Raw genomic sequence first — 24,816 nt, 5'->3', positions numbered from 1 at the left:
ACTTTTTTCATTAAAAGTCCGCTTTTTTATCGCACTGTCATCGATTTCTTATACAATCCCCATTTAACCTGGGCTTTTTAGATTGGAGCATTATGGAACCTGCAATCCTGATTATCACCCTTGTCTGCGGCATGCTTGTCAGCCGTATAGGACTGCCTCCACTCATCGGCTACCTAGTGGCGGGTTTTGTGTTGTTTGTACTCGGCATAGAAAAAGACAGTCTGCCACTACTGCAAGAACTCGCTAGCCTTGGGGTTACCTTACTGTTATTCGCCATAGGGTTAAAACTCGATATTCGCAGCCTATTTAAGGCCGAAGTATGGGCGGGTTCGAGTGTGCATTTGATGATATCCATCCTGGTTTTTGTGCCTATTCTCAAACTACTCGGTCTTTTTGGTTTAACCCAGCTCACTAGTCTTAATCTCGAACAGTTGACCTTACTCGCCTTTGCCTTAAGCTTCTCCAGTACGGTTTTTGCGGTCAAAGTATTGGAAGATAAAGGGGATATGCAATCCCTCTATGGCCGTGTCGCCATAGGTATCTTGATTATGCAGGATATCTTCGCAGTACTGTTTTTAACGATTTCCAAGGGGGATGTGCCCTCGGTATGGGCCTTCGCATTACTCTTATTGCCACTGGCTAAGCCGCTTATTTACAAAGCCTTTGACCGTGTCGGCCACGGTGAACTATTAGTCCTTTTTGGCCTAGTGATGGCGCTGGTTGTCGGTGCTTGGTTATTTGAAGCCGTTGGCCTGAAACCCGATCTAGGCGCCCTAATTATCGGTATCTTATTGGCGGGGCACAAAAAATCCTCTGAACTGGCAAAATCCCTGTTCTATTTTAAGGAACTCTTCCTCGTCGCCTTCTTCTTAACCATTGGCCTCAACGGTTTACCTACGGTATCGGATATTGTTATTGCGGCACTGTTAGTATTGCTCATCCCACTGAAAATCCTGCTGTTTGTATACATACTCACCCGCTTTAAACTGAGATCCCGAACCTCAATGCTAGGGTCATTTAACCTAGGTAACTTCAGTGAGTTTGGTTTGATTGTGGCGGCGGTGGCCACCAGCAAGGGCTGGCTACCCTCCCAATGGCTAGTGATTATTGCGGTTGCCCTAAGCTTTAGCTTCCTGCTTGCGGCGCCGCTCAACGCGACCGTAGGTAGAATTTATCAACGATTCCAGCAGCGCCTCGTCAAACTCGAAAAGCGGCCGCTGCACCCAGAGGACAGACCTATAGCAATAGGTAATCCACGTTTTTTGATTCTAGGTATGGGGCGCATAGGTAGCGGTGCCTACGATGAACTGCGCACTCGATTCAGCGGTGAAATCCTAGGGATTGAACATAAACAGGAAATCGTCGATCTGCACCGAGCCAAGGGGCGTAACGTGGTGCAGGGCGATGCCGCCGATACCGATTTTTGGGAGAAGCTCGACAGAGCCCCAAACCTCGAATTGGTATTACTCGCTATGCCCCACCATGCGGGGAATCTGTTTGCCGTTGAGCAACTCAAGAAGCTCAATTATCAAGGTAAACTCAGCGCCATAGTGCAGTATGGCGATGATGCGGCTTCCCTGCGGGCTTCGGGTGTGCATAGTGTATACAACCTCTATGAAGCGGCGGGTGCGGGTTTTGTCGACCATGTAGCCGATGAACTGCTGTCGGGCTCAGAGACTAAGCATGCCGAGACAGAGGAGGTTGATAATAAAACCGTTCTAAACGCCGAGGCGACAACCCAAGTTTAGTGACGCTGTGGCGAAAGCTGTCTTGAATTAAAACCACTTAATAACACACTGTACCGATTCAGGGAAACCCCTCCCTGAGTCGGTGTTTTCACCCTCAATACGACTCTCTATCCCTTTAAAATCAGTCTGCTAGATTCATACCCTGAGGCGGCATTACCACACATAAAATCCATCTCGCCTTGGCCATACAAAATCTCAGTTACATAGCCGACTGAGTCGTGATATAAATCGAGGACAAGAACGAAATCAGCTCAGCTTTTTTGGAAGTTTTCACAGCATGTCAAATCCTGCGCAGCGCGCCACTAAGTTATTTGTCCAAACCTTTGGCACTAAAGCCGATGATTTATATCAAGCTCCTGGGCGCGTTAATCTTATCGGGGAATACACAGATTACAACGACGGTTTTGTACTGCCTGCCGCTATTAATTTTCATACCGTTATTGCGGTAAAACGCCGTGAAGATACTAAGTTTCGTGCCGTTGCCGACGCCTTCCCCGGACAAATTAAAGAGTGGACCTTTGGTAAAGAAACCGACATGAACCCGGAAGATGGTTGGGTCAATTATCTAAAGGGCCTCACCGCCGCCATGGCTCACTCGGGTTTATTAGCCAAAGGCTTAGACTTAGCCGTAGTAGGGGATGTACCACTTGCGGCGGGTTTATCCTCCTCGGGCGCCTTAGTGGTCGCCTTTGGCACGGCAATTAGTGACAGCAGCCAACTGCATTTATCCCCAATGGCAGTGGCGCAATTAGCCCAGCGCGGTGAGCACCGTTATGTCGCCTCGGCTTGCAGCATCATGGATCATATGATCAGTGCCATGGGCGAACAGGATCATGCCCTGCTGATTGACTGTTTAGACCTCGACAGTGAAGCCATTTCCATCCCAGAAAATTTAAGCCTGATCATCATAGATGCCCATATAGAGAAACAGCGTTTAGCCGCCACTAGTCAGCAGCGTCGGGATGAATGCGCCCAAGCCGCCGAACACTTTGGCTTGGACGCACTGCGCCACCTCGATTTGCGTCAATTAGAAGGTGCGAAGGCCGAGTTAGATGAAGTGTTATATCGCAGGGCAAAACACGTTGTCACAGAGAATCAACGCACCCAGAATGCAGCCCGCGCTCTAGAGCAAAATAACATCGCGAAATTCAGCCATTTAATGGCACAGTCCCATGTTTCACTGCGGGATGATTTTGAGGTGACACTGCCAGAATTTGATACCTTAGTCGATATTGTCAGCCAAGTGATTGGCGAGCGTGGCGGCATACGTATGACAGATGGTTGTGTGGTAGCCTTGGTTGACCATGAATTGACGGACGCTGTAGTCGCGGCGGTAGAACATGAATTCCTCAATAAAACGGGAATAGATGCCACTGTTTACCTCTGCTCAGCCAGTGCAGGGGCCGGCCGTATCGACAGTTGAGTCACTCGGCCTAAGTGCGCCCAGTCACAACCTAAATCCCCCTCAATACCATACGAATTCAGCCAGGGTTGCTATGGTATTAATTATTTTTAAAAGGCAAAATCAAACAGTTACTCTGACATACTCAAGATAGAGGGAAGCTAAATGGTACATTTCAGCGTATTAGATCCTTGGACAGATCCCCGCGGTGGTGATATCGAAAGGGTAAGGATCGACAATGGCATACTCGCATTAGAAATCATCAGCTTAGGCGGTATTATCCGTTCCCTATGGGCCCCAGATAAACACGGCGAACGTGGCAATATCGTCTTAGGTTGTGACAGCGCCGAAGATTACCTGACCCAATCGGCTCACTTAGGTGCCATTGCAGGCCGCTTTGCCAACCGCATCGCTAACGGCAGAATGCACTATCAAGGTCAAGATTATCAATTAGATATCAATCAAGCGACTAACTGTTTGCACGGCGGCCGTGAAGGGTTTAACCGTAAGAACTGGCATCTAGGTCAACTGCCCGATGGCGTACGCTTGACCTTAATGAGTCCCGACGGCGATATGGGTTTCCCCGGAAATTGCACTGTGCAATTAGATTATCGCCTTGCTGCTAACAATCTCTTTGTGGAAATCTTAGCTTCTGTGGATAAAGCCTGCCCTGTCAGCCTAACCCAGCACAGCTATTTCAATCTCGATGGCTCAAACACGAATCATGATCATCGAGTGCAAATCGATGCAACACGTTATCTCACCATGGATGATGTCAGTGTGCCCACTGGGATTGCCGATACTGCAGGATCGATTTTCGATTTAAGCCAGCCGATACGCTTAGGCGACAAACTGCATGCCGCCGAATTGGCGAGCACCCGCGGTTATGATCACTGCTATCTTATGGATAATGCCGACGGCTCACTCGCCCGTGTTGGCTGTTTAAGCAGTCCTATTAGTGGCCGCGCTATGACCCTTTTCACCAACCAGCCCAGCGTACAACTCTACTGCGCCAACTTCTTAGGGGGAACTCAGGGTCGCCATCAGCAGATATTACAGCAACACCATGGCGTCTGTTTGGAGCCGCAAATGCAGCCCGACTCGCCCAATCAAACCGAGTTATTTGGCGATGCCGTGTGGCTAGTACCGGGTAAGGTTTATCACCATATTAGCCGCTATCAATTTGATATAGATGCCTAAATCATTGGGCCTAATATGCTACAGCCCTGCAAAGTGATCGACTATGCCGGGCCGCGACTTAGCATAAATGGACGAGGAATGAGAGATAAGGCGTTTTACGTCAGGGAGCGAAGTGCAGTAGGGAAAGGTAGCGATAAGGAATAAAATAAGCACTATTTTATCCCTTACACTCACTGAGTCAGCCCCTAGGTTGGCTCAGTGTTAATCATCAAAATCATCGCCCCAATCGTCATCAAAATCCGCGCCAATAGCATCGGTTTCAATTTCAGGCTCAACTTCAGGCTTGGCCTTACGCACAGGTCCAGTTTCCTTGACGTTGTTCAGGTCGATACGAGCTTGATGCTTACTCATGAATTGAGCCCTAGCCGCCTTCCACGCGCCACCAAACTTAGCCTCAGCAGCTTTTAACGCAGCCTCATCTAAGTCATATAGGTTCACTTTGACTATATCTTCAACATACTCAATGATCGAATCACGATCTGTGTTGTATAGATAGATACGTCCAGGGGAGGCGTCTGGCAACTGGTTGTCATGCACGACAATCGCGTTGCCTTTCGATGTTCTCAGCTCACCATACCAAACCTGTTTCTTTGCTGTGTTATACATATATGCCAATACCCTTAAATCAACACATACACTATGAGTTTTTTAGTCTGAATAAGCGAAGCGTCGCTTGCTTTGATCCACGAATAGCGCCGGAAAGTCTCTGACGTTTTCAACTGGGTATTTTTACAGAATATTTCCGATAATCAATGCCTCATACCATGAAATTTTCACTTATTACGCATTAATTTCGACCAAATCCCCTAAAAAGTTTAGTCACTAACGACTTTAGTCGAAAAAATCATCGCAGCAAGTATTTATTCGCTCCATATGACCCACCGAAAATACTCACCGAAGAGAATCAAACCTAAGGTGAATGGAATTGCTCATTCGCCCAATGTGAGGACCACTTTCCCCCTGTGTGCTCCCGACTCCATTAATGCATGGGCTTTAGGTGCTTCGCTGAGGGGAAAAGTGGCAAAGATATTGGGCACTATTTGATGGCTATCGAGCAGCGGCCACACGCGCTCATGTAACTGTTTAGCAATCTCGGCCTTGGCTTCAACACTCTGCGGCCTTAGGGTTGACCCCGTCCAGACAATGCGCTTCGCCATCAAGCGGAAAAGTTCGATCTCGGCCTTAGGGCCACGCTGCATAGCGACAGAGACCATGCGACCATCCATTGCGAGTGCCTGTAAATTGAGGTTGATAAAGTCGCCACCCGCGATATCAAACACGACATTGACCCCTTTATTGTGGGTGAATGCCATCACGGCTTCGACAAAATTGTGAGTGCGATAATTGATCACCTCTTGGGCACCGAGGCTCAAGCAATAATCGCGCTTCTCATCTTGCCCCGTTGTCGCTATCACTGTTGAACCTAAGGCGCTGGCGAGTTGAATTGCCGTACTGCCGATACCACCTGAACCGCCGTGGATCAGCACAGTCTCGCCCGCTTTCAATCCCGCACGCATGAACAGGTTGCCCCATACAGTGAAGAAGGTTTCCGGCAGTGCGGCCGCCTGCACATAACTAAAGCCCGTTGGAATAGGCAAACAATGGGCAGCATAGGTGAGTGCATACTCACCATACCCCCCGCCCGGCACTAAGGCGCACACTTTATCGCCGATTTCCCATTGGCTCACACCGTCACCGAGGGCACAAATATCCCCGGCGACCTCAAGCCCAATAATCGGTGATGCACCCGGTGGCGGTGGATATGCGCCCACCCTTTGTTTGATATCGGGGCCATTCACTCCAGCGGCATGCACGCGGATCAACACTTGCCCCGCGGCGGGCACAGGCAAAGGCGAGCGCGATAGTTGCATCACCTCGGGGGCGCCGGGCTGCTCAACTTGGATATGGGTGTACTCGCTTGGTAAAGCTGGCATAAAAGCTCCTTTGGGATGGCATCGATCTCATCGCAGATGGCTTAGCATCGCACGGTTCGAGTGCTAACAGCGGAAAAGTGCATATAACCTTAATGCGGCTAAGCTAGCGCAAATTCAAGCCAAATAGCCACTCTTATTCAATCAGACATTCCACAAGATATTCAATCAGGCATTTTATAAGGTGTGGAGTCCCACAGACTCAGCTTCCGGCGCAAACCCATTTAGCAAAAGCTGAACCTAAGCTGAACAGAAAAGATGTATCGGGTAAATTTATAGACAAATACTAGATATATTAAAAACTTACAGCCATCATTTGGACGCATTATTTGCTAGCTGCGATGTTTGTCGCGCTATTGTTATCACGCAAATAATCCAATGAGGTTTGATGCAAGCTTAGGTTCCACGCATCAAATAACGCCCAAGGAAGATCTGCTTTGCAGACTAGATAACTACGGATACACAATGAAAAACACACTACTCTTCGCAGCGATTAGCTTAGCGATTGCAACCCCCGTTCTTGCCAATAACACTCATGCAAGCCCCCCATTCGGTAACAACACATCAAACAGTTCACCAGTTCAACCCGTCCCACCACCGCCCTCTGCACCGATTAGCTTAATTGAATCACATAGACCACTGCTGCGGGAGACGCCATTGATGGCATCCCCGAATGAGCCAACTATGACAGAACAGACAGTGACAGAACCGCCTAAGATGCATTCGCGCAAGAAGCGAGAAGTATCTGAGCAACCGCCACTTAAGTTGCAGAATCATAGCGCCGCGATGCAAGTCAGCGACTGCAGTGACTTTGTTGGGAAATCAGGTCAGGCACTAGTCGATGAACTGAGCCAATCGACACCCGAATGCGTCGGTAAGCTCTATAGCCTCAAAGGCAGTAGCGCCACCGTGCTATTTAGCGAGGCCAATGTGATCAGTGTGGCTAATGCCATTGCCACTAAAGCCAAGGACTACACTGGGGTCGATGTTCAGCATCTCGAATCACATATTTACTTTGTCCGCGCCGCCCTCTATGTGCAGTTTTACAGCCCAAATGATGTGCCCGCTTACAGCAGCGCCGCAAAGGCCAGCTTAAAATCGACCCTCAACGCTTTATTTGCGAACGCTGCAATTTGGACTGTCTCCGATGACAATGCTGGCGTGTTGAAAGAAGCCTTAATCCTGATTGACTCAGCCGAACTCGGCGCCGATTTTAATCATGTCACCATTAAAGTGCTAACGGACTACGACGCTAACTGGCAAGCCAGTTTCGCGATGAACGCCGCAGCAAACTCAGTGTTTACCACCTTATTCCGCGCCCAGTGGAATGATGACATGCAGGCGCTGTTCGCTCGCGATCAAGGTATTTTAGATGCGCTAAATAATTTCCAGCTCGAACATCGCGACTTGTTAGGTACCAATGCTGAGTATCTGTTAGTCAACTCAGTCAAAGAGTTATCTAGACTGTATTACATTGATGCCATGCGCCCGCGAGTGACCCAGCTGGTTAAAAACATCCTCAACAGCACCAGCAAAACCGAACCGAGTAAAGTGCTTTGGTACGCGGCGGCAGAAATGGCCGACTATTACGATCGCAGCCATTGTAACGATTACAATATCTGTGGTTTTAAGGCGCAGTTAGAGGCCGATGCTTTACCTTTTAATTGGAAATGCTCCGACAGTCTTAAGATCCGCGCCCAAGATCTCTATCAAGATCAAGCCAAGTGGGCCTGTGATGTGCTGACCAGCCAAGAAAGCTATTTCCACAGTAAGCTCGAAACGGGCATGCAACCCGTGGGGCAAGATAACAACGATGACTTAGAGCTAGTGATCTTCGGCAGTTCGTCCGAATATCAATCCTTAGCCAACAGTATCTTTGGTATCAATACCGACAACGGCGGCATGTACCTCGAAGGTTCGCCCGCCGGACTCAAAAATCAGGCACGTTTTATCGCCTATGAAGCCGAATGGCGCACGCCGGATTTCCACGTCTGGAACCTGCAACACGAATATGTGCACTACCTAGACGGGCGCTATAACCTGTTTGGTGACTTTAGCCGCGGCACGTCGGCCAATACTATTTGGTGGATTGAAGGCCTCGCAGAATACATTTCTTACCGTGACGCAAATCCAGCGGCGATTGCCATGGGCGAAACCGGTGAGTTTATGTTGTCGACCATATTCAAAAACAACTATGAATCGGGCCAAGACCGCATCTATCGCTGGGGTTATCTGGCGGTGCGCTTTATGTTTGAGCACCACAGGGACGATGTAAGACAGATTCTGGCCTACCTACGTAACGACCAATACGCTGAATATCAAACCTTTATGGATGGTATTGGCACAGGTTACGACAACGAGTGGCAAGGTTGGCTCGCCAGCGGCTTGAGCACGGCTGACAATGGCATTGTCGATAAAGGCCCGAGTGATGTCGACGCTGAGCCCAGTGGCCGAGAAGGTAATTGGACTGGCCCTGCGGGCACTATCAGTAAGGATTACTCACCTTGCCAAGTGACGAACGAAGCCTACCGTTACACTGAATCGGCTAGCCTGAAAATCGATGTGCCGATGGAATGTATTGATTCTAAACTCGGCCGCGCCAGTTTTAGCTTCACTAATACCGATCGCTCGGCCCAAGATCTTTGGATCAAGATTGGCGGCGGTTGGGGTGATGCCGACATTTATTTCGATTCTAGAGGCTGGGCAAGCCCAGAGCAAAACCAAGGCGCGGGGATCGGCAACGGTAACTATCAAGTCATTAAAGTGCAGTTAAACCCTGACGAATATTGGCACTACATTACCTTGTCGGGGGATTTTGGTGGTGTCGATATGCAAGTCAGCACCACTGAGCTGTTCGCTGATGTCGATCCCGATCTGGGAGATGGCGGCGTAGATCCTGAGCCACCAGCAAATTGCGGTGCAGTGACCTTAGATTACGGCCAGCTCACACTGGGCAAAAATGAGTGTATCAGTGGTGGACGCAACAGCTTCTACTTCTGGGTTGAGGAAGATAATACCCAGTTCACCGTCACCACTAAGGGCGGCTCTGGGGATGCCAATCTTTACTTCAATGCCAGTCAGTGGGCCGACGCCGATAATGCCGATGCTAGGAGCACCCAAGTGGGTAATCAAGAGTCGCTTAACTTTAGTGCCAATCGCGGCTGGCGTTATATCACAGTAGATACTGCCACTGAGTTTAGCGGCGTCACACTCACCCTCAATACAGGCGCAAGCAACACACCTACGCCGGCTCTCATCGCCAATGCCTGCGCGACGCAATCTCCCTTGAGTTATGGTGAGCTGAGTTCAGGCAAAGCCATCTGCACCGCCGATGGCCGCAGCGATTACTATCTTTGAGTGCCAGAAGGTACGAGTCAGTTAAGCATCAACTCGGCCCACGGCAGTGGTGATGTGAGCCTGTTTTCGGGGACGACTTGGGCCAATGCTCAACACTTCGATGCAGCGTCTGTCACGCCAGCTAACACTCAAGAAAGTATCACAGTCGATGCACCAAGCCTGGGTTGGTATTACATCACAGTGCAGAGTGAACCCCAAAGTTCGGGCGTCGCATTGCAGCTTGACTTGCGCTAGTGGGTCTCTAGTCGTTTAGACCTAGCCTTTTAAATAAAAAAATCCCTGCTACGGCAGGGACTTTTATTGGCGAAAATGGAGCGAGCAACGAACTGATTTAAATGTAACCGACTCACATCGTCGCAGATGAAATAACTTAAGCTCAGCGCAATATGGACAGCACATCTTTTTCTTTAAGCTCAGTCATAGCGACATAGGCCACAGGCACTACAAATAACGAGAAGAAGGTCCCCGCCAACAGGCCTCCGACTAAGACTAAACCTATGTTGGCTAACCCTAATGAGCCAGGCCCAGAAGCCAGCGCTAAGGGAATGGCACTTAAAATCATGGTTAACGACGTCATTAGGATCGGTCTTAAGCGCGATTTGGCACTGCTTAGCGCCGCCTCAATCGCACTCATGCCTTGGACCTGTTGCTTATTGGCAAACTCCACCAGCAAGATGCCGTGTTTGGTCACTAGTCCCACTAAGGTTAATAACCCTATCTGCGAGTAAATATTCACGCTCTGGCCAAACAAGGTTAAGGTCAGCAGCGCGCCAACAATACACAAAGGTACAGTCAGTAAGATAATTAAGGGATCGACGAAGCTTTCAAACTGCGCGGCTAAAATCAAATAGATAAACACCAGTGCCAGCAAAAATAACGACTGAGTCCCCGCCTGCGAATCCATTAAATCTTTCACTACCCCATTGTATTTAAAGCCTTGGGCGTCATTGAGCAGCGTCGGCAGTTGCTCGTCTAAATAGGCTTTAATTTCATCGGTGGAATAACCGGGCATAATATCCGCCGTCAGCTCGGCGCTATCGAGGCCCATAAAGGTCTTAATGTTCGACTCTGCCGTGGTCTGCTTAATCGACACAAACTGCGATAACGGCAATGCTTGCCCCGATTCAGAGGTGACGTACAGCTTATTCAATACTTTGAAATCACTTAGCTTATCTAAGTTCACTTGCACTTGAATGGGATAAGTAAAGCCATCGGTGGCATGTAAATCCGCCGCCTTGACTGAGCCAAGGAAGGTAGAAAGCGCATTGGTCACATCGCCATAACTCACCCCCGAGAGGATAATCGCATTGCGATCGATAGACAGATCGTAACGCAGTTGATCCCTCAGCACCGAGTTACCCACGTTGTTCAGCCCTGGATAATCCTCGAGTAACTTTTGCACTTTGGCGGCGGTGTTATTCAGTTCATCCTTATTGCGATCTAAGGTCGTTAACTCTAAGCGCAGGTTATTGGCAATGCTGAGATTATCCGCCGAGCGAATGCTAAAGGACATGTTGTAGGCAGAAACGCTTTGCTTCGATTTAGTCATCAAGTCGCTGATCACCTCATCTATGCCCTCGCTGCGCTCACCCCAAGGTTTGAGTAGCACATGGTTTACTGGCTCGCCCTCGATGTAAGACAAGTTCGCTCCAACGGCAGAATGCTCGTCCATCACGCCATTAAGCTCAGCATTATGGTTCAGATGATACTGGCGACCCACACCCGTTGGGCCATTGGACGCCACATCGATAAAGCCTGAATCTTCCGCGGGCAAGAGTATTTTCGGCAGCTGCCAGTAAGCAATGCCCGCAAGACCGACAAGCACCACTGCCGCGCCGAGCATTAAACGCTTACGGCCGAACCACTTATCCAGCTCTTTGATATACAAATTATTTAACTGCTGCAGTGCATGCTCGACTCGGCTAAACCATTTAGGCTGCTGCTCGGTGGTATTGATAAGATAGGCGCTCATCATAGGCGACAAAGTCAACGCCACCACACCAGAGATCATCACGGCGGCGGCCAAGGTGAAGGAGAATTGCCGAAACAGATCGGCGGTTAACCCCGACATGAGTCCTATCGGCAAATACACGGCCGCGAGCGTTAGGGTCATGGCAATGATCGGGAAGATGATTTCCTGACAGCCTTTAATCGCCGCATTAAAAGGGGTTTCACCGTTTTCGATGTGGCGATAGCAGTTCTCCACCACCACAATGGCGTCATCTACCACTAACCCAATGGCCAAGATTATCGCCAGAATGGTCAACACATTGATGCTAAAACCGAGGGCCGACATCACGGCAAACACCCCGATCACACACACAGGAATGGTTATAATCGGGATCGATGCCGCCCGCAGGCTACCTAAAAATAACACCACAATTAAGGATACTAAGATTACCGCCTCAATCAGCGCGGAAAAACCTTCGTCGATGGAAGCCTCGATAAAATCGGCCTGATTGTAGGCCAAGGTCATTTCTAACCCTTGGGGTAAGTGCTGCTGCATGCGCGCAATTTCGGCCTTAATGTTCGAGGCCACAGTCACAGGGTTAGCATTACTCAAAGGTAAAATTTGCAGCGACATGGCGCTATGTCCGCCGATAGACAACAGACTCGGCGACAGGCTTTCTTCGCCCATCACCACATCGGCGACATCGGCCACACGGATGATCTTGCCCTCGCTGACCTTGATCACTAAGTCCTTCACATCATCGAGCGTTTCAACTTGATTCAAAGGGTTAATCGAGAAATCCCGCGACTTACCTTTAATCGCCCCCGAGGTGAAGCTGGCATTGTAGGAGCCTAAGGTGCCCACCACATCGGCGGCCTTAATGTTCAGCGCCTTCATCTGCTCGGGGTTGAGCCAGACTCGAACCGCCTTTTGTGAGCCGCCATAGGGCCCCCACACAGCGCCAACACCTTGCACTTGCTTGAGCTGCGGCACTAGCTGCTGGCTAATGTAGTCGTACATGGCCTGCTTTTCCATGCCACCCGCGTTCACAAAGGTAATGATATTACTGGCAGCATCGGTAGCCGAGGTATCGTCGGTGACGGTCGGTTTATCTATCATGCTCTGGGGGAAATCGTTAATCCCTTCGACGCTGCTACGCAACTTATTCATTAAGTTGGTGTATTCGATATCGTTGGTATCATCAACAAACTTAATGGTTAACGAGCAGCGCCCCTCGCTACAGTCGGTCGACATAGTATCGACCTTGTCTATGCCCGAAGCCGCCGCAATCAACTTATCGGCCACATTGCTCGACATAAAATCGGCGCTCGCCCCTGCAATCGATGCATTCACCGATGCCGAATGGGTGGTGTGCTCAGGAAAATATCGGATATCGAGTTTTTGAAAGGCAATCAAGCCCAGTAACACTGCCATGATACTGAGCACGGAGGCGAAGATAGGATGGCGAATACAGACTTCGGGTAAACGCATTAGTTGGCGCCCCCACTGCTTGAGCTTGTGTTAGTGCTAGTGTCTGGATTTGGATTTGGATTTGGATTTAAGCTAGTGCTAGCACTTGGCTCAGTGTCTACGCTAGCCTTTGGGTTGGGGCTCGCGCTTGCGATATCTTCTAGCGTATTTTTATCCTGAATGACTTTGATCTTGCTATCGGCCTTGAGGTTTTGCATACCCGTCTTAACCACGAGATCGCCTTCGGTTAAACCTTCGGCCACAACCGCATAGCCATCATTGGTGTTTTGCGCGAGTTTAACCACTTGCTTTACGGCGCTATCGCCGCGTACCAACCAGACAAAACGTTCGTCATTATTGGCGATAATTGAATTTTGCGGCACTAATAAATGTTTAATATCATGGCTGTAGAATTGCTTAATATTGGCGAACATACCGGGGGCCAGTTTGAACTCCGGGTTATCTAAGGTCGCATGGATTTCAACCCGCCCGGAACTCTCATCCACCGCGGGGGCCACATAATTCACTAATCCTTTAAACACCTTATTACCATAGGCTTCAACGGTGACATCCACCCCTTGGCCCTTCTGCGCCTTGCCTAAATCCTTCTGGCTGATGGCATAACGCACTTCGACGGGATGTAAACTATAGAGGGTGACTAACGCCGTGCCAGCGCCAATTTGACTGCCGATGGACTGACTAAAGCTGGTCAATTGACCATCGAAGGGCGCGATGATCAGATAGTCCTTCATGGTCGCCTGTTTCTGGCGAACATCCGCATCGGCCAGATTCACATTTTCCCTCAGCTCATCCACATCCTGCTTAGCGAGTGCAAAGGGTTCCTTGATCAGCAGGTCTTCAATACGCTCAAGCTTAGTTTTTGCCAGTGCTAAGGTGCTCTTGGCCTTGTCTAAATCCGCCTTGGCCTTAGTGTTATCCTGCTCGGCAATCACTTGGCCTTTAGTGACGTTATCGCCGTTACTAAAATGGATGGCGCTGATTTTTTCGCTGGCGTTAAAGTTGAGTATCGCCGAATCGATGGCGTTAATTTTACCGACTTCCTTCACCACATCGGCGAGAGCAGCCTCCCTAATGGCCTCGACAGTCACAGGGGTCGTATCGACCTTATCCACAGCCAACGAAGCCATAGGGACAAAGATGAACAGACTCGCCAGTAAAACTACTGACTGCGCGAATAAGGACGTCCTAGGAAGATGTTGGGGGGGGCTTTTTAGTGGAATATCCCATGTGCTGCGGATCTGTTTCGGGGCACTCTGTTTAAACATAGTATGCAAACCTATCTTTCTACGACTCAAGGGACAGCCTATAGGCATAGTCCCTGTCTGTGCCAGTAAAAATTCGGTTACACATTCAGATAAAACAATGGGTTAACGCTAACTTTAATGGAGAAAACCCAAATCTCACAAAGAAGTGTAAAACGCAACAAATAAAATACAGATGTAAAAGACAGGTATAACGGCAGCATTTAGCTCTATTATTGTGCCTCTAACGCCTTTTTCACCTCTGCAAAACTGGGGCGCTGAGTCATATCTAATTGCATGCACTCGTCCTTAATCGCGCTCAATTTTTTATAGTATTCAGGGTCCATCGAGGTACTCACATAGGCCGACGCATCCACATAGGCCAGCAGATCTTCAATCAAGCAGCCCAGCGCACGCACTTCAATCGCCTCCATCGCCAAGCGCTCGACTGTAGACAGATGACGTAAATTGGATGCCGCGCCAAAATCACCAAACAACAGGTTCATCTTTGCATCAACCATAATGTTATGGGCGTAGACATCGCCATGACTGACTTGCTTGGCATGCATATGCGCCATCGCATCGGCAAGTTGGAGTGCAATCATTGCCACCTCATCGAGGCTGAACTGGGTATCGGCGTGAAAGGTATCGCGGGTACATGTCGCTAGGCTTGGCGGTAAGCCTAAGTTACTAAATCCCGGCGGGATTAACTCCATCACTAAGCCCAATTGATCTTTTTGACTGATGTGCGCCACCACCTTAATAAGGCTCGGGTGATCTCCCGTGGTCAGGCAGCAATCTAACTCGTCGGCGGGATAACCATCACTGGTCACTTCACCCTTAAAGAGTTTTACCGCAACCTGTGACGAACCCGTCGTAGTGACCATGGCTTGATTCAACCAATCGCCACGGTAAATTACCCCAGAGGCGCCTTCGCCCAGCTTTTCAGCCAGCTTAATATCACCCAGAGTCACATTCGCCACTGTGGCCACATCGGCATGGGGATCGACCAAGGTATGGCTAAATGGATTACCCGCAAAGGCGAGCCAAGTCAGCTTAGGCAAACCCAGTAACCAAGCTGGCAGCATCTGCAGTTGATTGGCCGATAGACGCACTAATTCTAAGTTACGGCAATTGGCCATCGACTCGGGCAAGGCCGTTAACCTATTGCCCGCCAAGGCTAATTTTTGCAGACGAGGCAAATCCCCCATAGCCGCAGGCAAGGTCTCGATTTGGTTATCGGTTAGGATGAGCCAGCGGGTTTGTGGCGGTAACGCGGCGGCAGTCACAGTGTGGATTTGATTCGCCTTAAAGCCAATCATCTCTAAATTTGCACAGCGCCCTAATGCCTCGGGTAAGTGTTCGAAGCGGTTATTAGAAGCAAAGAGTATCTTTAAACGCGATAGACGGTGCAGGTCCTCGGGCAAAGCATTCAATTGATTATTCGATAAATCGAGGATTTCGAGGCTATCGGCTAAGTCAAAAATCTCCCGCGGAAACTCGGTTAACTCCTCGACCAATTGTAAACGCGTGATCCCCTGTAACTGCCCTGCTCTTAATTGCGCTAACGTCTGCACTCTGCTACCCAAGTCAATGAAAAATCGCCGCTATGGTAGCGCATTAATGGCTAAAGCTAAACGCAAGATCCCCAGCCAAAGGGCGGTGCAATCGACTTAAAACTGAACCCTAGGCAGTAGGAAAACCGTGGAAAGCTATTCAGAAACTCGAAAACAGATTAGCATGTGCACCAATATGGAATGCCCAGTTAACTCATCACAGGACAATCATGCGGAAACCTTTTCGCCAAATGCACTCTTTTACCCTGCTTATGCTAGCCATGCTTATGGCCCAACTGAGCGGTTGCGCGACCACATCGGCAAGCCCATCGACCACTGACTTCAGTGCCCCCGCAAATGAGGTGAGCAGCGATAACGAGCACTCACAGCAACAACAGCAGCACACGCCACCCGCTGTGGTTGAGCAGTACAGCGACGTTTGGGAAAAAATCCAGCACGCCAATACCATTGATGTACATGACGATGCCGAAGTGCGTAAACAGCGTAACTTTTTCGATGATAAACAAAAATTTATGAACCAAATCGGCGAACGTGCCGAGCCATTCTTGTATTACATCGTCAGCCAGCTTGAAGCCCGTAATATGCCATTAGAATTGGCCTTATTACCCATAGTCGAAAGCGGCTACAACCCTTTAGCACAAGCCAACGGTCCAGCGGGACTGTGGCAGATGATCCCCGCCACAGGGCGTAATTTTGGCCTTAGCATCAACTCGGCCTACGATGGCCGTAAAGATGCGCTGGCCTCAACCGATGCCGTGCTCGACTATCTACAGCATTTATACGACACCTTAGATAACGACTGGATCAACGCCGTCGCCGCCTACAATACCGGTGAACTGGTGATTAAAGCCGCCATCGACAAGAACAAAGCCAAGGGTAAACCAACGGACTTTTGGTCGCTGGGCATTCCGGCCAAGCGGGTGCAAACTGTGCCTAAATGGTTGGCATTTATTCAAATTATTCGCACCCCTAATCATTACAATCTAACAGTGCCGCCAATCGCTAACCGTCCTTTCTTAGATAGAGTCCCTGCACCCAATGGCGTGGATATCGACCAGATAGCCAATGCGGCAGGGCTGAGTAAGGCCGAATTTAAAACCTATAACCCTGGCTTTCGCCAAGGCGTGATCCCGAGCAAAGGCAAATATCAAATCGCCCTGCCGCTGGAAAACATAGGTCAATATCAGGAAAATCACGACAAACTCTACGCCCAAAAACGCTATGACAGCCAAAGCTACATAGTCAAATCCGGTGATAGCTTAGGCGCAATTGCGGCCAAATTTGATATCTCAGTCAGTGCATTAAAACAAGCCAATAACCTGACATCGGACCGGATAAAAGTAGGCCAAGAGCTTATGCTATTAACGCCAATGGCCGAAAATGATAAGGCTCAAACTGACACGAGTAAGAAGTCATCAACTAAGGTAAAAGCGAGCGACACGCCAAGCACAGCCGCGACAACAGCCGAGCCTGCCGCAAAAGCGAAAACCTACAAGGTGAAATCCGGCGATTCACTGGATAAAATCGCCCGTAAGAACAAGGTTAAACTGGCTGACTTAATGAAGTGGAACCAGCTCAATGGCAAGAGCATTATTAAGCCCGGCCAAGAACTGAAAATCAGCGAATAACGCTTGCAGTTTGAACGACAAAAAGCCCAAACGCTGTGTTGGGCTTTTTTCTGTCCAGTGTCAGAGTTAACCATCACTTAAGCGTTGCTACTCAGTTGACCTAATATTTACTCTCAGGCAATCATTCCAAAACAAACCACTCCAAATGCAGCGCAGTTATTTTGTGTCCTTCTTCGCTAAACCGAGGGGATATAATTGCTGCTTAAACATGCCAACGGGCATGTAATCGCCGACGACACCATATTGCTCTGGCCACTCTTTATGACCTCGAACTGCGGTCCCAAATAGATAATCTAAAAATGAAAAGTGGGCTGCATAGTTACGATCTATGGCCGCCTTATCGGAAGCATGATGCCAATGGTGAAACTGCGGACTGACAATTAAATAACGCAACCAGCCAAAGTTAACTTGGACATTGGCATGGTTAAATACCGCCTGTACGCCAACGATAATCACATAAATACTGATGATATCTTTGGAGAATCCCAATATAAAAATCGGCGTAAGCACTAAACAGCGGGTGGCAATCAACTCAAACATATGTTGCCTAGATCCCGCCAACCAATCTAAATGCTTGGCGCTATGGTGCACCGAATGGAAACGCCACAGGAATGGGATCTCGTGGTAAGCGCGATGCGCCGCATATTGCATTAAATCGGCGACTAGTAGAATCAACAACAGTTGCAACACAAAGGGAAGACCCGCGATAAAGCTTTGCACTGTGCTGGAAATGGCCCAAGAAAAGCTCGACTGCACAAATTGGTTTGCCACCAATAATACAAATCCAATCGCTAAGTGATTCACCAAAAAATGATTTAAATCCCCTTGCCATTCCGGTCTCAATATTGGCTGTTCTGGTTTATGGGGTAACCATTTTTCGATAAAAATAAAAATTAAGGTTGAACCTAATAAGTCTAAAATAAACCAATCTAACCCCAGTGAGACCTTATGATTGGCAAAAGGCTCGACTTCGACTTGATGGCCACCAAAGGCAATCGCCAAGCTCACAAATACCCAAGCCACAAAGCCAAATCGTTTATTTTTATTTCGAATAAAATTCAATAAACCTAAACTGCCCGACACCACTAAGGCGACAAATATCAAACTGCGAATAATATCGACATTATAGCTTTGGCGTAATTCAGGGGTGGTGAGATATTCGGGGAAATGAAACGCCAATACACCCAGAAACGATAATATGGCTAACATACACGCTATGGTACCGCTAATACTGCCTTCACCAATTTGGAAATGGCCGTCTTTAAATCCTTTACTCATCACAGTGAACTCCTTTTCCTATATTGCTTGCGTTATTCACACAACAGCACTATTCACACAGCAACAATGCTCAGCTAAATTTTTGCCGGTTAGCCTACATTAACCCCACCGCCACAATCAATAAAAAGCGCTACCTAAGTAGCGCTGTTGTATTAGCTAAGTTTACTCACCATAGCGGTTAGATCTTAATCAAGTTATAACCAAAGCTAGTAGAAGGATCGATATTCAGCACCATAGTCACATTGTCTTCATTACTGAAATCCATTAAATCCGATGCATAAACAACAGTTTTAACACCGTTTTCGACTGCGATGATTTTAATCGAATACTCGCCTGCAGGTACAGTCACTGACTGAGGGCTAGCTGGGTTGACCGCAGTGATTTTATTTACCGCAGTTTCAATCGTGTCATTTGCTTTTAAGAAATATACAGTGAGATTGCTTTTATCGGCAAAACTTACTATGTCGAACTTAAAGCTGTAGGGGCTAGGTGTCTGAGTTTGTTTCATCTCCATCGCCTTGACTTGGCTGCCCTCGTCATTAGTTTGTTCATAGATAAAGATCGTTTTGATTTCATCTTGGTTCAGGGTAATAAGCACATTATCCAGCAACTTATTTTGGGTACCGCTTTCGAACACACTTACACTAAAGTCATTAAACTCAGCACTCTGATAGTTAGTCACCCCAAATGATGGCACTGCGCTAAATAGCGTATCCTGGGTATTGCTAACGACTTTAACATCCACAGCGTGTGAACCTAAGCCATTGAATACACGGTAATCGACGCTAGCTTCGAGGGCCACATGGTTACGTACATTGGTGCTTGAATCGACGCTGTCTAAGGTGATTTTTGCATCCGAAGCGCCAAAACCTTCACGGATGATCAGCTTATAGGGCACCTTAGAATTGAATTTAATGCTCGCCGTCGTGTAGGACACATTGGTCGTTCCCTCTGGTGCGAGGTACAACTTGTATTCCCCTGTGTCCATAATTTGCGGTGAAGATACTTCGCCATAGGCGACACTGCCCAGTAAAGCGGCATCGGCAAAGGTCTCACTCGACTTAGAAATATAGGCATCAAAGGCTTGGGCATGCACAGCCGTATTCGCAATCAAGAGCTGCATCTTACTGTTTTCAGCGGTTTCGTTAAGCTTATCGAGTTCAGTGCGGGAATAGTTGATATTGAGTAATTTAGGTTCGGCAAAATCACCATGCAGTACAAAGAAATGATCTGTTTTATCTTTTAGATCAATATCTTCTTTATAGATAGATGTATCGTTATTTGCGGCATCTTTAGCTATGATGTCAATCGCGGTGACCCCCGCCTTCGAGGTGAAACGCGGCATAGCGTCCCCGTAGCTTACACTTTCATAGGTTTTATCGGCGACTTTGAGTGCAGTTGCCGTGCTGCCAGCCACAGCGTTATAAAATTGCACATAAGTACCACTTTGATCTGTGCTGCCTTCATCTTTATCATCTGAACCACAGGCCGTCATGGCCAAGCATGCGACTGCAAAGGTTGCAAATCCCTTTAATTTACTTTTTATCATTATGTCCCTCATAGACCAGTGAAAAATCAACTTCAGTCTACGCAGATTTGCCGTCACAACAATGGCTATTTACCCTAAAAACAAAAACAAATATTTCACAAACTCAAACACTTAACAAACATTTCAATAACACCATAAATAGTGATACAAACCACACTTTTTGGCCGAGATTTTGATACAAATTACCCTGACTATGTCAAAGCGAGCACTTAGTTCGCCCGGCTATCGCAACTGTTCTGAACCATAAATCGCTTTTATCTTGCTTCGCAGCCAAGTGATTTTGGGGTTATGGCTGTTTCTCTTATGCCAAATCAAGGTAAAAGGAATGGCGAGCTTATCGAGATATTCCGCAGCTATCGGTATGGGCCTGCACACTAACTCAGGGTGCAGCAGCTGTGCATACTGCCCACAATATTGCGGCGCTATTGCCATCATGCTGTGGTTTGGCTTAGCGGCCATAAAGAGGGATTGCTCAAAACTGGCCAAGGTCAACACGATATTGCGACTGAGTCCAAATTCAATAAGCACATCATCCAAGGCCCAGGTTTCACTCTTTTCCCACAGGATATTGATATGGGGATATTTAAGAAAGGTGTCTAGATTCCACTCTTCCTGTAAGGCGGGATGATCGCGGCGTAAATACACCATAGGTAGATCGGTAAATAACACTTCAAAATCGATAAAATAGGGTAAGAGATCGAGGGATTCCTTGGAACGTGGATGACTCTCTCGGCCGGTAAACCCTATATCGGCCTCACCGCGAATAATGGCCTCTAGCGAATCATAGTCCCAATTGCGCACCTTCACTTTGGCATCGGGATATCGCCCATAAATAGCCTGCGTTAACTCATTAAGCATAATGAGCAATAACGGCGACTCGAGCACGAGTTCAAAGGTCACCCCATTGATCATCGAGAGCACTTTTGCCCGGTGCTGCTCGTCTAATACATCACGTAAAATCGCAAAAGCCACTACATAACAAGTGCCTGCACCAATCCCCTGTCCAAATCGTGCCATTAAAAAGAGGTCGCTTGTCTGTGCACTACCCGCAAGGTAAGACGCAATGGCAAACAGTAGCGCGCCAACCAACGTAATAGGTTTGCGCCCTATTCTGTCGGCTAAACTGCCAGCAAATAACATAGCGGTCGCCATCCCCGCGAGATACACAGAAAAAGCAATATGCAGCTGAGCCTCGCTTGCCCCTAAATCCTGGGCGATTTGTGGTAAGCCGACCAAGTACATATCAATCCCCGTCGGATACAGGAGCACTAAACTAAAACTGCACAAAAGATATCGAAACATAGCCACCTAGCAAAAAGTCATCTCACCCATAAGTTGCCCTAGGGTAGTTTTGCTATGCCGCTTGAGCGAGTGACATTTTCGACAACAGGTATTTCCATTTACGACCGATGCAGTTAACTAGTTAGAAATCCCTCTTTAGTGTTATAGCCATCAGCAATACATCACCTTATAAAAGGGAAATAAATTTTTCCGAAAGCCTTATCTTTATATGTTGATGAAATTACAAATAGAAAATGTTTACTCATTCAGCAAACACGGGTGACGTTAACGGATACAAAGACGATGCCGGAAACGGGTCGTCAATAACAAAGGCATAATGCAACTAAGGCTATCACTTTATTTGGTCTTTTCCGTTTCTGGCTAGCTAAACTCATGCTCAAAGGACTTTGCAAAAATGCGATTCAAAATAAAGTTATCTCATGTAAATTTTTTACTTTTTGTATCAATGCTCAGCGCGACACCTACTTCTATAGCAGAAGAAAAAGTACTAACTGTGCAAAGTATCCTTGCTAATGCACCTAAACCCCATGAGGTTGAATTTGCGCGTAAAGGTGTGGCAGAGATAAGCATAGAGAATGCTTGGGAGCGGCCATGCCCATATAACAGTTCTCGCTTGCTCTTTGACGATTCGGGCGATATTGACTTAGACGAAATTCATCTCCGTTGTCGCCGCTGGCAAGATTGTAAAACAGCGGGCGCTAATGCGAGTCGGTTTACTGAAGGTTTTTTCAAGCACCATAAAACGGGGGAGAAAATTCCTCAGCAGTGGAAACAAGATGGCGAAGACTTGGCCAAGAATGACGCAGAATTTGGTGGCGGTTCGGGGCATTCGTATAACCATGCCTTGAAGTTTGCCGAAAAAAACTGGCGCTTGTTTGAAGGGCGCAGTGCTGGCGAAGCCGACAAACTCGTTAAAAAGCAATTCTGGCAATGGTGCGCGGTCGAACCTTTGTCTATTTGGAAAAGTAAATTAGATGATTAGGATTGGCATGTATTTCAACTTCATATCAACAGTGACTTAGGTGTAAAAATGCGATTCAGAATAAGGTTATTTCAGACAAAATTTTTACTTTGTGTCTCGCTGCTCAGCGCCGCAGCTTTTTCCATCGCAGAGGAAAAATCCGGCTATGACTTGTTATTGGAAATGGCCATTCCTAAGCCCCATGAGGTTGAACTGGCGCGTAAAGGTATAGCCGAAACCAATATCGATAAGGCTTGGGAGCGGCCATGCCCCTACAGTGAATTAAGTGGCACGGCTGAGGCTGAGGACGAGTATTTCTTTCGCTGCCAACGTTGGGACGACTGTGTGTCGGCAGGCGGTTCGGCCAGCATCTACAGCGAGGCGTTCTTCCAGAATCATCAACGACAACCTAAAGATCAGGTGCCCTGGGAGTATTACAGAGATGGCAGCATATTTCTTCTTGAGCCATCCGCTTTCGAGACTGTCACCGATCACTTGAGACAGTATGCCCTGAAATCTGCAGAGGCAAATTGGCGCTTGTTTGAGGGGCGGGATGCTGCCGAGGCCAGTGACATGGTGGAAACGAAATTCTGGCAATGGTGCTCTGCCGAACCTTTGACTTTATGGAAGGCAGAATATCAATAGCAGGCATTCCTACACCCAAACAACAAATTTAATGTGAATAAAGGCTGAGCATTCAAGCATCGCCGTCGGCTTTTCCATGCTCTCAATATCGGAAGAGTTCACGGCGTGCGCCACTCGAAGGACAGAAACCACGGTCAAGGATTGAGCCATGCAAGTGTTCTACCGCTACCTGTTATACAGAGCCGCTGCAAAAGCTAATTTAAGTCGATTCCCTCACCGGCAGGCAGGATACGCCAGCGTCCTTTTTCTGGCGATATTTGCCGCAATTGGTTTGGCGGTATTTTCTTTGTATGACTCAGGTGTGGTCGCGACCGAGCGGGTGCGATTACAGAACACGGCCGACAACGTTGCCTACAGCACCGCCACCATGATTACCCGCGATATGAATGTTATCGCCATTACCAATCGGGCCATGGTTGCCAATTAAAAGATAGGACAGGCACAAATCTGTGGGGATTAACAGCCCACATACCAAGGCTACAGAAGTTCACCTCCCCCTGCGAAGTTGCTGAAGGGTGTTGAAGAAAATCGCGTGAGCGAGGCATGGATGCCGAGTTAGCTTTCGGACTCTCTGTTTAGCGCAAAGGGGATGTACCATCGGAAGCGTTAGCGATTTTCGAATAAGCACGAAGCCACTCACCAATGCATGTAACTTCGCTAGGGTGAGTGCTGCGTAGCAGCATTTCGAACGAGAGCCATGGACGGCGAACTGGCAGTTAGGCATGGACGTTGTTCGGCAAGGACTCTTGTTAACAAAGAGGTAAGTTACTCCTCCTTGGTCGACTCGTTATCAAAAATCAGGGGGTGAAGCCCCACGACTTTGATTTGAATTAAAAACTCAAACGAAGTTTGAGTACCAATACCTACACTTGTGGTCTATTCAAATCAAACCGCAGATCTTCGGAGATCCCATAGTAGGCCGATGGGCCGCCGGCGCGCAGTACGGGTTCAGCGAGGGCGGTTTGATACACGCCTTCATTATCGAGTAAATGCTTGGCAATATGCACGGCCACCACTTCACCTAACACTAACCAAGTATCGATCTTGTCACCGTTGGCGGCAGTGAGTTGAATACATTGGGAGAGCTTACATTCAAAATTCACTGGGCTTTCAGCCACTAAGTCGGCCTTTACAATAGTGCCCGCCCTAGGGGTGAGTCCGGCAAAGGCAAATTCATCTTCACCACGGGGCAGCATGGCGGAGGTTTGGTTCATTTTCTCGGCAAGGCTGCGGGTAGTGAGGTTCCACACAAATTCACCCGTGTCGACAATATTAGCGACACTGTCTTTCCAGCCTGTGCTGGCAAAGCCGATGATAGGGGGGTTGTAATTGAAACAATTGAAAAAACTATAGGGCGCGAGATTACGTTGCCCCTGAGCACTGCGCGAGGAGATCCAACCTATGGGTCTGGGTGCGACAATGGCATTTAAGGGGTCGTGCGATAGTCCATGTCCCTTGCTCGGCTCATAGAAATAGCGGTTTTCTGCGGTCATATTCCATCCCTTAATCACAATGAAAATGCTAAGCCGCTATCTTACAGGACTTCATCCATCCA

General features: G+C 48.2%; 16 protein-coding genes and 1 pseudogene. 8 read left to right on the top strand and 9 right to left on the bottom strand.

What is annotated here, in order from left to right; all coding sequences use genetic code 11:
• The first annotated feature begins 92 nt into the window (after positions 1-92).
• From COW15_RS07980 to COW15_RS07970, 3 genes are all read left to right on the top strand, one after another.
• Complete coding sequence (locus tag COW15_RS07980) at positions 93-1,748, top strand: cation:proton antiporter family protein (protein WP_293631580.1); 1,656 nt, start codon at positions 93-95, stop codon at positions 1,746-1,748.
• Between the two features lie 277 nt (positions 1,749-2,025).
• On the top strand, positions 2,026-3,171 hold the full coding sequence (galK, locus tag COW15_RS07975) for a galactokinase (RefSeq protein WP_293631578.1): 1,146 nt from the start codon (positions 2,026-2,028) through the stop codon (positions 3,169-3,171).
• A 144-nt stretch (positions 3,172-3,315) separates the two neighbouring features.
• Positions 3,316-4,350, top strand: a complete 1,035-nt coding sequence (locus COW15_RS07970) for an aldose epimerase family protein (protein WP_293631577.1) — start codon at positions 3,316-3,318, stop codon at positions 4,348-4,350.
• 201 nt (positions 4,351-4,551) lie between these two features.
• Here COW15_RS07970 and COW15_RS07965 read toward each other — a convergent pair whose 3' ends face one another.
• Positions 4,552-4,956: a hypothetical protein gene (locus COW15_RS07965; RefSeq protein WP_293631576.1), complete on the bottom strand. Its 405-nt coding sequence runs from the start codon at positions 4,954-4,956 to the stop codon at positions 4,552-4,554.
• Between the two features lie 323 nt (positions 4,957-5,279).
• A complete protein-coding gene (locus tag COW15_RS07960; RefSeq protein ID WP_293631574.1) occupies positions 5,280-6,284 on the bottom strand; it encodes an NAD(P)H-quinone oxidoreductase in 1,005 nt (334 codons plus the stop codon).
• A 462-nt stretch (positions 6,285-6,746) separates the two neighbouring features.
• Here COW15_RS07960 and COW15_RS07955 point away from each other — a divergent pair.
• Positions 6,747-9,872, top strand: a pseudogene (locus tag COW15_RS07955) (M9 family metallopeptidase).
• A gap of 142 nt (positions 9,873-10,014) precedes the next feature.
• On the opposite strand, the gene COW15_RS07945 reads toward COW15_RS07955, so the two are convergent.
• From COW15_RS07945 to COW15_RS07935, 3 genes are all read right to left on the bottom strand, one after another.
• Positions 10,015-13,080: an efflux RND transporter permease subunit gene (locus COW15_RS07945; RefSeq protein WP_293631568.1), complete on the bottom strand. Its 3,066-nt coding sequence runs from the start codon at positions 13,078-13,080 to the stop codon at positions 10,015-10,017.
• Positions 13,080-14,345, bottom strand: a complete 1,266-nt coding sequence (locus tag COW15_RS07940; protein ID WP_293631566.1) for an efflux RND transporter periplasmic adaptor subunit — start codon at positions 14,343-14,345, stop codon at positions 13,080-13,082. Before COW15_RS07940 ends, COW15_RS07945 begins: the two co-directional genes overlap by 1 nt.
• Positions 14,346-14,554: 209 nt before the next feature.
• On the bottom strand, positions 14,555-15,898 hold the full coding sequence (locus COW15_RS07935; protein ID WP_293631564.1) for a leucine-rich repeat-containing protein kinase family protein: 1,344 nt from the start codon (positions 15,896-15,898) through the stop codon (positions 14,555-14,557).
• Between the two features lie 209 nt (positions 15,899-16,107).
• Here COW15_RS07935 and COW15_RS07930 point away from each other — a divergent pair, with 209 nt between their 5' ends.
• The gene (locus COW15_RS07930; protein WP_293631562.1) at positions 16,108-17,526 is read left to right on the top strand and encodes a LysM peptidoglycan-binding domain-containing protein; all 1,419 of its coding nucleotides are present in this window, start codon (positions 16,108-16,110) and stop codon (positions 17,524-17,526) included.
• A gap of 156 nt (positions 17,527-17,682) precedes the next feature.
• Here COW15_RS07930 and COW15_RS07925 read toward each other — a convergent pair whose 3' ends face one another.
• The 3 genes from COW15_RS07925 to yidZ all read right to left on the bottom strand — a co-directional run bounded on the left by COW15_RS07925 (position 17,683) and on the right by yidZ (position 21,655).
• Positions 17,683-18,804 carry a sterol desaturase family protein gene (locus COW15_RS07925; protein ID WP_293631560.1) on the bottom strand — a complete coding sequence of 374 codons (1,122 nt, stop codon included), beginning with the start codon at positions 18,802-18,804 and terminating at the stop codon, positions 17,683-17,685.
• Positions 18,805-18,982: 178 nt separating this feature from the next.
• The gene (locus COW15_RS07920) at positions 18,983-20,353 is read right to left on the bottom strand and encodes a DUF4397 domain-containing protein (protein ID WP_293631558.1); all 1,371 of its coding nucleotides are present in this window, start codon (positions 20,351-20,353) and stop codon (positions 18,983-18,985) included.
• A 222-nt stretch (positions 20,354-20,575) separates the two neighbouring features.
• A complete protein-coding gene (gene yidZ, locus COW15_RS07915) occupies positions 20,576-21,655 on the bottom strand; it encodes an HTH-type transcriptional regulator YidZ (protein WP_293631556.1) in 1,080 nt (359 codons plus the stop codon).
• Positions 21,656-22,049: 394 nt separating this feature from the next.
• On the opposite strand from yidZ, the gene COW15_RS07910 reads away from it, so the two are divergent.
• From COW15_RS07910 to COW15_RS07900, 3 genes are all read left to right on the top strand, one after another.
• Entirely contained in the window at positions 22,050-22,637 is a 588-nt protein-coding gene (locus tag COW15_RS07910; RefSeq protein WP_293631554.1) for a hypothetical protein, read from the top strand.
• Between the two features lie 48 nt (positions 22,638-22,685).
• Complete coding sequence (locus tag COW15_RS07905; protein WP_293631553.1) at positions 22,686-23,261, top strand: hypothetical protein; 576 nt, start codon at positions 22,686-22,688, stop codon at positions 23,259-23,261.
• 148 nt (positions 23,262-23,409) lie between these two features.
• Entirely contained in the window at positions 23,410-23,688 is a 279-nt protein-coding gene (locus tag COW15_RS07900) for a pilus assembly protein TadG-related protein (RefSeq protein WP_293631552.1), read from the top strand.
• 436 nt (positions 23,689-24,124) lie between these two features.
• On the opposite strand, the gene COW15_RS07895 is transcribed toward COW15_RS07900, so the two are convergent.
• The gene (locus COW15_RS07895; RefSeq protein ID WP_293631550.1) at positions 24,125-24,754 is read right to left on the bottom strand and encodes a flavin reductase family protein; all 630 of its coding nucleotides are present in this window, start codon (positions 24,752-24,754) and stop codon (positions 24,125-24,127) included.
• Positions 24,755-24,816: the final 62 nt, after the last annotated feature.

The sequence above is a fragment of the Shewanella sp. CG12_big_fil_rev_8_21_14_0_65_47_15 genome, from assembly GCF_002783505.1.
GTDB lineage: Bacteria > Pseudomonadota > Gammaproteobacteria > Enterobacterales > Shewanellaceae > Shewanella.
The sequence above is the reverse complement of the archived record's forward strand: the minus strand, read 5'-3'. Positions and strand labels throughout refer to the sequence as shown.